At 68.7% G+C, this 11,351-nt stretch carries 10 protein-coding genes and 1 pseudogene; 6 read left to right on the top strand and 5 right to left on the bottom strand.

The features are described 5' to 3' along the window. The gene (locus tag OG866_RS00225; protein ID WP_329331206.1) at positions 1-537 is read left to right on the top strand and encodes a hypothetical protein; all 537 of its coding nucleotides are present in this window, start codon (positions 1-3) and stop codon (positions 535-537) included. Positions 538-1,267: 730 nt separating this feature from the next. Here the strand turns inward: OG866_RS00225 and OG866_RS00220 are convergent. From OG866_RS00220 to OG866_RS00210, 3 genes are read right to left on the bottom strand one after another with little or no spacing between them, the layout of a single operon-like run. After that, positions 1,268-2,536 carry a M15 family metallopeptidase gene (locus OG866_RS00220; protein ID WP_329331205.1) on the bottom strand — a complete coding sequence of 423 codons (1,269 nt, stop codon included), beginning with the start codon at positions 2,534-2,536 and terminating at the stop codon, positions 1,268-1,270. Further along, positions 2,533-4,020 carry an NUDIX domain-containing protein gene (locus OG866_RS00215; protein ID WP_329331204.1) on the bottom strand — a complete coding sequence of 496 codons (1,488 nt, stop codon included), beginning with the start codon at positions 4,018-4,020 and terminating at the stop codon, positions 2,533-2,535. The genes OG866_RS00220 and OG866_RS00215 overlap by 4 nt, the downstream gene beginning before the upstream one ends. A gap of 50 nt (positions 4,021-4,070) precedes the next feature. Next, positions 4,071-4,931: a hypothetical protein gene (locus OG866_RS00210; protein WP_329331203.1), complete on the bottom strand. Its 861-nt coding sequence runs from the start codon at positions 4,929-4,931 to the stop codon at positions 4,071-4,073. 496 nt (positions 4,932-5,427) lie between these two features. On the opposite strand from OG866_RS00210, the gene OG866_RS00205 reads away from it, so the two are divergent. Then, positions 5,428-6,036, top strand: a complete 609-nt coding sequence (locus OG866_RS00205) for a DUF6417 family protein (protein WP_329331202.1) — start codon at positions 5,428-5,430, stop codon at positions 6,034-6,036. A 192-nt stretch (positions 6,037-6,228) separates the two neighbouring features. Here OG866_RS00205 and OG866_RS00200 read toward each other — a convergent pair whose 3' ends face one another. After that, a complete protein-coding gene (locus OG866_RS00200) occupies positions 6,229-6,351 on the bottom strand; it encodes a hypothetical protein (RefSeq protein WP_329331201.1) in 123 nt (40 codons plus the stop codon). A 101-nt stretch (positions 6,352-6,452) separates the two neighbouring features. Here OG866_RS00200 and OG866_RS00195 point away from each other — a divergent pair, with 101 nt between their 5' ends. The 3 genes from OG866_RS00195 to OG866_RS00185 all read left to right on the top strand — a co-directional run bounded on the left by OG866_RS00195 (position 6,453) and on the right by OG866_RS00185 (position 9,417). After that, positions 6,453-6,914 (top strand): hypothetical protein, encoded by a 462-nt coding sequence (locus OG866_RS00195; RefSeq protein ID WP_329331200.1) that lies wholly within the window; start codon positions 6,453-6,455, stop codon positions 6,912-6,914. A 378-nt stretch (positions 6,915-7,292) separates the two neighbouring features. Next, positions 7,293-8,729 carry a sensor histidine kinase gene (locus OG866_RS00190; RefSeq protein ID WP_443063629.1) on the top strand — a complete coding sequence of 479 codons (1,437 nt, stop codon included), beginning with the start codon at positions 7,293-7,295 and terminating at the stop codon, positions 8,727-8,729. Positions 8,730-8,736: 7 nt separating this feature from the next. Then, entirely contained in the window at positions 8,737-9,417 is a 681-nt protein-coding gene (locus OG866_RS00185) for a response regulator transcription factor (RefSeq protein ID WP_329331199.1), read from the top strand. Here the strand turns inward: OG866_RS00185 and OG866_RS00180 are convergent. Beyond that, positions 9,376-10,098 (bottom strand): annotated as a pseudogene (locus tag OG866_RS00180) (phosphatase PAP2 family protein); the annotation flags it as partial. The gene OG866_RS00185 and the pseudogene OG866_RS00180 overlap by 42 nt on opposite strands. A gap of 497 nt (positions 10,099-10,595) precedes the next feature. Between OG866_RS00180 and OG866_RS00175 the strand changes: the two are divergent. Next, positions 10,596-10,877, top strand: a complete 282-nt coding sequence (locus tag OG866_RS00175; RefSeq protein ID WP_329331198.1) for a hypothetical protein — start codon at positions 10,596-10,598, stop codon at positions 10,875-10,877. The last annotated feature ends 474 nt before the right edge of the window (positions 10,878-11,351 follow it).

The following is an 11,351-nucleotide window of genomic DNA, read 5'->3' as shown; positions in this document are numbered from 1 at the left end:
ATGACGCACACTCAGTCCGATGACCAGGCACGCGCCCGCACGGTGTATCTGCTCTTTGCACACGAGCCCTACTACCCCGGCCCAGGCACCACGGAGATCAACACAACCGTCGTAGCGGCCGGCACACTCCTGCACCCCCGGGTGCTGCAGCCCGATGGGGCTCACATCCACGCCCTCCTCGCCCACGGACGCCGGCCCGGGGAGATCATCCCGTTGTCCACCCTCACGCACGAACTGGACGGCGGCACCGGCTGGCCGACTGTCGGCGACTGGGAGCGCGTCACCACCGACCTGGTTCACCTCGTCCGCCACGGGGACTGCGATGCCCTCAGCCTCGGCCTGCCCGACCTCGCCCGCGCCCTCATCTGCGCCGGCCCGCACAGCCATGTGCGCGCCATCGACGCCGCATCCGGCCAGAGCATGGTCTACGGGGCCACGGAGCGGGCCGCCGTGTTGGCCGACGTTGAGAAGTTCCTCGCCGGGCTGGTGGCCGAACGGGACCTGTGGCCTGGCGAAGGCCTGCTCGGCCATGCCTGACCGGTTCCCGGCCATACGCCCTCCCCGCTCCATCGGCAAACACCATGATCGCACCCCGCAGCTCCATCGGGCATGCCGATTTGGCGGCAAGCAGGTTCCCCCGTCCGCGCGGAGACAGACCCGGCTCGGGCGGACCGCCCGCTTGACGTCCCCAAAGGAGTCGTCAACCAGCGTCCCCACCACCACAGAAGCGACGCTGTCCGGGCAGGGCGGTGGTCGAAAGCGAGGGCGAGAACGCCGAGGGCTTCCTTGGCCGGCGGGTAGATGCCGCGGAGGCTGGCGAGCAGCTCGCTGGGCGGCCCGTCCGGGTCGATGCGCGCGGCGTCCTCCGAGCGGAGCAGGTCCTTGAAGGAGGGGTACGGGGTGATCCGCTGCACGAGGACGTCAAGCTCCCGCCCGGTATCCCGCTCGTGGAAGACGACCGTGTCGCCGACGCTGATGTCGCGCTTGTGCGGGGCGGCCACCCTTACTTCGATCGTCTTGCGCCCTGCTTCCACTTGGCGGTAGTACCGCCCGAGCAGGCGCATGTGGTGCTCGTGTCGTTCGTCTCCGGCCGACGGGCTCGGGACGGCTGGGAGCGCCTGCTGGGTGTCGTCAGGCATACATGCCTCCGTTCGATGCTTTCCGACTGTCGCGGTTGTGGGGTCGCGACCGGCCATGGAGCGGTGGCCGCGCTCCGGTGTTTCCGGATCGGAGTGGGCGGCGAGGAAGTGGACGAGTCCGTCGGCCGCTATGGCAGTTCGATCGGTCCGTAGCGCGCGTGCGGCTCCTGCCGCATCAGCGCGTCGTACCGGTCCGCTACCGAGAAGTGCCAGAACTCGGTCCCATAGTTCGTAAAACCCGCGCCCTCCATGGCGTTGAGTAGCAGCGTGCGATGGTGGCGCGCGTGATCGCTGAGGTTCGGAGCGTGCGTGAAGCAGACGTTGCCGCTCTCCTCCGGGGAGGCATTGACACGGGTGCCGAGATCGAGTTCGTGGCCGTCCTGGTCGACGAGGGTCACGTCCACGGCTGCGCCCGCGGAGTGAGGCGCGATCTCCGGCGGCGACACGTACCGGCTGGCGGCCTGATGCAGCTGCTCAGCTGTCCAGCCGGGCTGAGCAGCGGCCAGCTCGTTCCGGTACTCGGTGAAGTAGCGCTGCTGGAGGGAAAGTGGCCGGTAGCCCTCGATGAACAGCAGGTCGGTGCCGGCGGGCAGGAGCGAGCGGGCGTGCTGCAGCCGGGACAGGACGCCCTCGCGGACGTGGGCGAACGCGCCCAGCGGATCCTGCTTGCGGGGATCGACACGGAACTCGTGGTCACGGACGTCGACGAGCGGCTCCTCGCACTCGCGCACCGGGATCGCGGCGACCCGCGGATCGGACATCAACACCAGAGGGTTCATCGAGTCTCCCTGCGACAGCTTGCACTGCGGTGGCGGGGCGGGGGAGGCAGAAGCCAGATCGGTTTCGCGCACAATTCGCGCGACGGTGTCCTGCAGCGTGCTGTCGGCCGGGATCACGGTCTCGAGACCGCCGGGCAGGAGATCCATCTCGCGGTACCAGGAGGTGAGGTGGCTGTCGGTGACCTGCGCCAGGTACGCGGCGTCCGCCTTCGACGCGTGCCGGATCAACGTCGCCTCCAGCGGCACGTCCAGGTAGTAGCAGCGGGAGACGCCGCGGTGGTCACGGACGAGAGATGTGATCATGTGGCTGTAGCGGTCGGCGTACAGGATCCCTTCGAGCACCACGTGAAAGCCGGCGTTCAGTGCGTCGCGTGCGATCCTGCCCAGAAGGGCGATGTTGGCGCCGCGCGCGGTGTCGTGTTCCCTGAGCACGTTCCGGCGGATCACGTCCTGGCCCACGATCGCGACACCGCGGCCGTAGTGATCTCGCAGTCCCTGGGCCACACTCGACTTGCCTGACGCCGAGTTGCCGCGGATCACCACGAGGCGGGTGTCCTCACGTCCGGCCGCAGTCGCAGTCGACACGCGACGGTATGCGCGGTTCGTCAGGTCGGTCATGCGGGCCAGCCCGTCTCGCTGTACAGCTCCCCGTTCTGGATCTTTCCGATGGCCACCCGGGTGTAGGAGACGAGGTCGTCGGGGAGCGCGGCAGGGTCCCAGAATTTCCACTCGGTGCACTTGTCCGGCTCGCGCAGCTCCGGCTCGCCGCTCCAGGCATGGGCGCGGAAGAACAGGCCCATGCGGGGCCGGTCTCCGGGCTTGTCGATGTGGTGGACGACGTGGACTAGTGCGACGTCCTGGCGCTCGATGCGTAGGCCGGCTTCCTCCCGTGCCTCCCGGATCAGGCAGGCGATGGCGTTCTCCTGCTCGCAATGGCCGGCCAGGGCGTGCCAGGTGGACGGCGCAAACTTGGAGTTGGGGTGGCGCAGCCCGAGCAGCACCGTCCCGTCGGGGCGCTCCAGGTAGAGGTGGACGCCGATGACGTTAAGGACCGTGCCGTTCGGCGAAGTCGGGCGACGCTCCTCGGGCGAGGGGAGCCCGCTCTGCGGCGCGGGGGCGGCCGGGCGGCTGGCGGCGTGGCGTCGTACGAGGTCTCTCGTGGTGTCGGCGATACGGAGGCGGTGGAGGTCGTCCGGGGCGAACCAGGCCAGCATCACCCCTTCCGTGAGGCGGAGTTCGCGGGGATCGCCGTTCCAGCGGCCCGCGTAGATGGCGATGGGCACGACCGTGCCGGCGTCGTCGGAGGCGTACTCGGTGCCGAATGGGGTCAGATCGGCGATATCAAGGCCGGCTTCCTCGGCCAGTTCGCGCCGCACCGTGTGTTCCAGGGTGGTGTCCTGGGACTCTCGGCCGCCGCCTAGCAGGGACCACATGCCTGGCTCCCAGATCTCGCCGGGAAAGTAGTCGCGCAGGTGGAGCAGGTACTCGCCGCGGTCGTTGTAGATCAGTGCGGAGGCGTTGGCCGTCAAAGGTTCGACCTGGAGTGGGAGCTTGAGGAGCTTCTCGCGCAGCGAAGGGGAGGCCGCCCTGTCCACGGGCCGCCACTCGATGCTGCCGGCCTCCTCTTTCTGTAGCATCACCTCCACCTCGTTCGCAGTGTGCAGGCGGAAGAGGAACCGGAGGTCGAAGTGCTGGTGGCCCGGTTCGTCTTTGCCCGGGTTGGCGTCGATGTCGTGGATGTCGATGTCGAGTGGCACCGTCTCGTAGCCGGGCCATGGCGTGACGGCCTGGGTTGGGATCCCGGTCTCCTCGTGCAGCTCCCGCAGCGCCGCTGCTGCGAGGGACTGGTCGGTGGGCTCGGCGTGTCCGCCAGGGGCGAGGACCTTCCCGCTCGCCAGGTGCAGCACGTGCAGGACGCGGCCCCGTGGGTCGATGACGATTGCGCTGCACGTGACGTGTCCGGTGAACGTGGAGCGGCTTGCGATCTCGTCGCTGGTCCGGTTGAGGGCATCCAGTAGTCCGCCGAGCTGCTCGCGCTCGTGAGGGTGGCGAGCGAGGTAAGCATCGACTGTGGTGCGGATGTGATCGTGCGACAACGGCATGGGGGCTACCTCAGAGGGCGTGGAGCGGGAGGAGTCGAGGGCGGGTCGGGTCAGCTCAGCCGCATCCCCTCCGCCGGGATCTCCTCGACGGTGGCGGTGCGAGCGATCGGCAGCCCCCACCACTTGCGTGCCCTCTCCGCCGCGAGCTGGGCTTGCCGCGCTCCCGGCGGGCCCCATCCCAGCAGCGCGGCTGCCTGGGCGGGCGTGACGAGCAGGCGGGCGAAGGGGTGGCCGGTGGCGGGGCCGACGGCCGCCGGGCCGACGGAGGTGACTCGGGCGGCTAGGCGGAGCCTCGCGTTGGGCCCCACGCCGCCGTAGACCTCGCCCGTCTCGTCCAGCACCCAGCCCAGTCGCACCGGATCAGCCAAGGTGAGCTTGGCCTCCTCGGCAGCATCGCGGTACAAGGTGTCCTCAGGAGCCGCGTCGGCCGTCTCCACGGTGCCGCCGGGCAGCATCGGCAGAGCGCCCCGCGGGCCGGGGTCGGCCACGACGACGACCCGGCCGTCGGGGACGAAGCACCACGCCCAGGCTTGCTGCACGGGCAGCCGTTCGGGCACGGGACCGCGGTGAAGAGGGCTGTCCCACAAGGGCCGGTAGCGGACATGGACATCATGGCGATCCAGCGCCGGGACGTCGAGGATGTGCCGACCGTCGGCGAGGTGAGCGGTCGCGGTGTTCCCGAGCCGGGCACGGTAGGCGGCAAGCATGATCTGCCCGTCCACCGAGCGCCGCACGAGCGAGGGCAGCCGCCGCGCCATGGTGCGGGAGGTCAGCAGGGAGCTGGCTTGGAGCCTCGATTTGTCGCGGAAGAGGTACTCCTCCTCTCGAACACCAGCTTCCTGCGGTTCGTCGTCCGGCGCGGTCCCCTTGGGTGGTTGCGGCGGCTGGTCCTGCGTAATGGCCGAGGTCATCGTTCCCCCTAGGGTGGTCGCTGCGGCTGAGTCGTGAGCTCTAACGACACAACTGCGGTATCGAACACACGTCATTCGGTCGTGCTGGCACAGTTCTGCTAGCCCGCCTGTGCCTCCGGGCAGCCACACAGTTGGTGCGCGCCGCCTGCGGCGGATCTCGAAAGGCGCACGGGTACGCCCTGCGGGACGGTGACTCGTTGAGCCGCGGCCGCTGATGAACCGGTTAGCCTCGGCGGCCCCTGCGGCGACGGTGCCTCATCGTGCGCGTCGTGCTCGACGGCGAGCCAGAGGAGGCCGCCGAGCGGCATCGACGCCGCACCAGCCCACAGGGGCCAATGCAGTGGTGCCGAAGCCTCCTGTCCCTCATAGGCGTGAAGACGAAGAGGACGCGGGGCACCCCGGTCGGCGATCAAGGACGATGGGCCCCCAGAGTGAAGTAGCTAGGCTCGATCGAGCAGGCGAGGCGGAGATGAGGGGCTCGGAGAAGAGGATCGCCGTGCTGAAGGTGCTGTATGGCCACGAACGAGGCACACATGAGGCATGGGTGCTGGATGACGCAGTGCCTGTGTCCCTTCAGCAGAGCGCAGAGGTAGCCGTGCGCGACGGACTGGTTGAGTTAGCGGACAGGGAGACCCGCGCTGAACTCTCCGTCCTCACCTGCCGGCCGGTGCGTTGGGCAGCGCGCCTGACCTCCCATGGCCGCGATGTTCTCGCATACGCTCACGCTCGCCCGCTGGAAGTGACCGATGCTCCCCAACCCGGACTGGGCGAACGGCTGGTGGAGCTGCGCCCCGTCCAGATGAGCGCGGTGCGCGTCTTTGTCAGCCTCGCCCACGCACTGGCTACCGCGCCGGCCGACGGGCTCGCCGAGCGCGTACACGGGGCGTCCTTCAGCCGGGCGGACAACCGCTGGCAGCTGTGTCTGACCGCCGAGCAGATCGCATCCGTCGCCTACGGGCTCTACCTGCACCGGCTTAGCGGTTCCGAAGCCGAGGCCAACCGTTTTGCCCGCGACTACGGCGTCGCTTACCGGCCTGCCCAGCAGGACGGTACGCCGATTCTGGTCGTCATAGGGCAGGGCATCGTCCGCGCAGAAGGACAGTGAGCGCCGCGGCGCAGTGTCGCCATAAGGGCGTACGGGTCGTCCCGCACGAGGAGTTGGACTGCTTCTCCAACAGCTCGGGCAGGACCACCTCGCGGGCGGAGCCGACCGGGCCGGTCCGGGTCGTCTGGGGCCAGCGATCGTTCAGCGCTCAAGCCGACCCGGCTCAGGGACTGGTTCTGCGGTTCTGCCCGGCTACTGGCCGCCGCCCAGGTGGTGCCGGCGGGCGGTGACCAGGGTGCGCCAGCGGGCGCGGACGGCGGATTCGCCGTCGAGCCACTGTATGGCGGGCCGGTCGGGCTGGGGCAGGTCTCCCATGGCGGCGGTGATGTTGACGAAGTAGGCGAAGTCGCCGTTGGCGGTGCCTCGCGCAGCTGGCCGATGCCGGCGGCCAGAGCGTCCTGATCGGCTCGGACGGCGTGGTGGAAGGCGAGCGCGACGTCGAGAAGCGGGTTGATCCAGGTGAGCCCGGAGACGCTGATCTCGGTGCGCAGTACGTCCGCGCGGCCGGTGGCGTCCTGGTCGGTGTCGGCGTCTCGGACGAGGGCGACGACCTGGACGAGGAGGGCGGTGGCGCGCTGGTCGAGCTGAGCCAGGAATTGCTGGGCGAGGGCGAGTTCGTCGTTCGCACGGGCCGGGTCGGCGAATGCGGCGACGAGCGCGATGTGGGTCTGGGCGATGGCCCGCTCGCCAGGGGCATCGTGCTCTTCGGCCTCGGTGCGGGCGGCCTCGAAGGCGGTGAGAGCCACGCCAGGGCGTGGGCGCCGTCATCGCCTGGTACAGCCAGCAGATGCTCCTCGCAAGGCGCTCTGGCGACCAGCAACGCCTGGACGAACTCAAGGATCAGCGCCAGGAGTGCGTTCAGGACCAGCACCGCCTGAGGGGCGCCGAGCCCGAGGAGATCGCGCGCATGGCTGCTGCCTACGCCGACCGGCTGGGGCGCCTGGAAGCTGGCGGGTGAAGCCGAAGACGGGCACGAACGACGTGATCAAGTGGCTGGCGCGGTGAGCTGACACGCCCCCGGAGACCGGGTGTGAGTAGTTGCGGTACAGGAAGTGCCGCTGAGATTGATCATGGTCCGGCTAGCACACCGGCCGAGGGCTCCGCAGGAGTTCAAAGAGGGCCCGCAGGGCGGGCCCTGGGGCTGGCTACGGTCCGCTCGTGCCGGTGGAGTTTTGGACTCCACCGGCGCAGATTGGACTTTCGGCAGTGGTCGGACAGCGCCCGATGTCCGTACCGTCAACTCTGTGGACGGCACAATGATCAGCGCTGAGACTGCGAGCGGAACCATTGTTTTACGGCGGGCACTTGATCCTGGGACCATCCTCACAGTGGTTATCGCGGTGGCCGCCGGTCTGAGCGTGATGAACCTGTGGTGGTCTGTCCCGACTGCCATCGCCGCGTACCTGGCAGGACGACGGCCTGGACGGACGGCGCCGACAGTGCTTGCTCTGGTCGCGATTCTCGCGGCCAGTGTGGTGGCCCTGTCCGTCGTTCCTGCCTGGCTCCCCCTGGCCAGCCGCTTTGTGACAGTGGTGGTTGCAGCCACGATGCTGCCCTGGTTTATGGGCCGTTTCTGGTGCCAGTATCAGCAGCTTGTCCGGGCCGGGTGGGAGCGCGCCGATCGGCTGCAACGCGAGCAGCAGCTGATTGCTGATCAAGCCCGGCTGCGCGAGCGGGCACGTATCGCTCAGGACATGCATGACGTACTCGGCCATGACCTCAGCCTGATCGGTCTGTCGGCCGGCGCACTCAAACTCGCGCCGGACCTTGAAGAGCACCACCAAAGGGCCGCAGGGGACATCCGAGCCAGAGCTGCGGCCGCGGTGGAGCGTCTCGGCGAGGTGATCGGTGTCCTGCGGGAGGAGACCGACACAACGCCTGTGGATCCCAGCAATTCCAGCCTCACGAGTCTGACCTCCGAGGCTTCCGCGGCCGGCCTCACCGTGGAGTTGTGTATCGGCGGCGAGGCGGACGACGTTCCACCCGTGGTCGAACGGGCGGCTCACCGGGTCGTGCAGGAAGCTCTGACCAACGTTGTCAAGCACGCGTCCGGCGCGACCGTGACTGTCCACGTGACGTATACGGCAACAGAGACGAAGGTCGTCGTGGAGAACGGCCCGCCATCGTCTGCGGCCAGTCGGCGGCCCCGGCCTCGGAGCGGAGGGCGTGGCCTTATCGGTCTCGAAGAACGTATGCGGTTGACCGGCGGAACGTTCGACCACGGCCCGCGCGACGGAGGCTACGCGGTCGTCGCGTGTATCCCGCACACACCCTCGCCACCACCGCCGCTCGCACACACAGCCTCTCGCGGTTATGAGCTGCCGCAGGAACATCGCCGCGCTCGGCGCCGGGTCGGCCGGGCCCTGGTCGTCGCAGTCATGGTGCCCCTCGTGACGGGAGCTTTGCTGAGCGGAGCTCTCATGGGCTGGGAGGTGCTGTCGGCTTCGCGGTCGGTCCTTGACCCACGCGACTATGCCCGCCTGCATGTGGGGCAAGATCGGTCCGAGGTGGAGCGATTCCTGCCGGACCGGCAGACGAACTATCGACCGCTGACGGCTGAGCCGACGGGAGACGGCACAACGTGCGAGTACTACGCGATGACGGCCGACCGGTTCGACGACCGGTCCGGCGACGCCTACCAGCTCTGCTTCCGGAAGGACACCCTGGTGTCCCTGGACACGATCACTCCGTGAGCGCTCGATGATCCGGGTCCTGATCGCCGACGACGAGCCGATGATCCGCGCAGGGGTACGCGCCGTTCTTGCCACGGATCCGGACATCGAAGTCGTCGCCGAGGCCGTCGACGGGCACGACGCCGTGGAACTGGTCCAACGCCATCGTCCCGCGGTGGCTGTACTCGATATCCGCATGCCGGGAATCAATGGCATCGACGCCGCAGCGGAAATCCGTAACACGGTGCCGGCCACGAGCATCATCATGCTGACGACCTTCGGCGAGGACGACTACATCCTTAAGGCGCTCGGCGGTGGTGCGGCAGGCTTCCTGATCAAGTCGGGCGAGCCAGAGGAACTGATCACCAGAGTGCGTGCGGTGGCCGAAGGCGCCGCCTACCTGTCACCGAAGGTCGCGGCCCGGGTCATCGCGCACCTCGCCGCGACGGGCGCGGGCACCCTGGCCGGTCGGCGCTCCGCCGCCCGTCACCAGGTCAACGCCCTCACCGCCCGGGAAAGAGAGGTACTGGCCTTTCTCGGCAGCGGCCTGTCCAACGGGCAGATCGCCCGGCGGCTCCATGTGGTGGAGGGAACGGTCAAAGCCCACGTGAGTTCCATCCTGGCGAGGCTGGGCGTCGACAACCGGGCCGCTGCCGCGGTGGTCGCCCACGAGGCCGGGATCATTCCGCCTCAGCCTTCCCAACCGTGATGCCGCCCCCTGGGCAAGGGGCATGAACGCGAGCAGCACCGCCGCCACGACAGCGCCGCCGAGCGTCGCGCCGGCGAGCACATCGTGCGGGTAATGCACCCCCACCAGTACACGCAGCAGCGCGGCAGCACCGGCCAGCGGCAGCGTGATCGCGGCGAGGCGCGGCCGCAGCGCGGCGAGACCGACGGCCAGGCCGGCGGCCAGGGTGGCGTGGTTGCTCGGGAACGACCAGTCCCCAGCTCCGGGGCACTCCGCGACAGATTCGGCGCCTGTGTGTAACGCACGGCAAGGACGCTCCTCGTCCACGACGAGCTTCACCGCTTCGCTCACCGCATAGGCCGCGACGGTGCCGAGACCGGTCAGTACGGATCCGGCGACCTCCCGTGTGTCCTTGCGGCGAATTGCCGTCCACCACATCCAGATCAGCAACATTCCGAGGATCACCAATGTGCCCTCGGTGGCCACTTCCAGGAGCGGGCCCAGCCACGACGGTGCATCCGCCACCGCCTCGGCCACCGAACGGTACGCGGACGCCGAAGCTCCATCCGTGACCTCGACAGCACCAGCCTCGCCCAGCCCACCGGGGGACAGCCAAGTGACGACTCCTGCTCCCACGCCCAGGACAGCCAACGCGCCGAGCAGCCGACCGACTCGGACTTTCATTCGCGGTTCTCGTTCCATGAGGCCCGAACGTAGAAGCGGGAACAACCGGGAACCCGAGCCGAACGGCAACACCGGACCCTGACGATCGTCAGGGTTGACGGCTCTGGGCACCTTCGTTGCGCGCCACGGACACACTCCGATTGCCACCCGGACGCGACGCGGCCCAGACCTGCACGCGCTGCTGACCGACGCGCTGCGCGACACGGGAGCACCGCCGCTGCCGCCGCGGCTGTCGAGCGCCGGACATCGACAGGTCGCCCAGGTGGCCGCACGCCTGATGGCAGGAGGCGCCGAGCACATCGGCACAGACGAGTTCATCGAAGGACTGCGGGCCGGCTGGCCCCAGACGGGCGAAGTCCTGGACGCCACGCAACGCGCCTACCACGCCTCGGAGTTGGCCGAGTACGATCCTGCTGACGCGCTGTGGGCCACCATCCCCACTCGCCGGCGGTTGGGCGAGGTTTTGTCGTGCGATCGCGGATGCCGATCCGGACACGCTGTGCCGGGCAGTCGAAATGAACCTGGCGACGGCCTTCACCCGCGATGCCGTGGTCTTCCGCGGTCACACACCGGCCGGCCAGCCGTTGACCGTGCAGGACTGCGAGCGCGCCATGTCTGATCCGATGTGGGAGCAGTGGGGCCGACACATGCCGCCCTTCTTCGGCCCTGACAGCACCGTCCGGACCGTGATCGCCTTCCAGACCGCCCTCACCCTGCTCATGCCGAGACGGGCTGAGGACCTCGCCCGCTACCGGCAGCTGCTGGAAGAACTCGTACAGGGGGAGAATGCACGGTGATGCCGTCCCGGCAGCACGGGGGTAACCACCGGGACGGCACGGCTCAGCGTAGACCGGCACGACGCAACTGCTTGCGGCTTCAGGGAAGTTCCAACCCCCGGAGGCGCCCGGCCGACAGCCCGGGACCTACGTCGACTGCCCCGGAGCACCCAAAAGACGGACTGGTTGCCCAACGGAGGACCGCTCCCACCACAATCCCGCAGCGTCCAGGAAGAACACTGTGGCGCAAGCTCCTGCTCCCTCAAGATGACTCCACGGGGCCCCGGAGTCCTGGTAGGCCAATCGGAACCCGATGTAGCTCCCCGGAGGCATGGCCCGCAGATCGTTATAGGGGGCGCTGTACTGCATGATGAGGGCGCGGTTTGTACCAGCCGGGGTCGTCTCCACAGCATGACCTGGGCGAAGTTCAAGAATCGGAGCCTGGCTGTGGTTGTTGACGAAGACCTCATCGCCACGCAGGACGACCGTGACGAG

This window comes from Streptomyces sp. NBC_00663 (assembly GCF_036226885.1).
Lineage (GTDB): Bacteria > Actinomycetota > Actinomycetes > Streptomycetales > Streptomycetaceae > Streptomyces.
The sequence above is the reverse complement of the archived record's forward strand: the minus strand, read 5'-3'. Positions and strand labels throughout refer to the sequence as shown.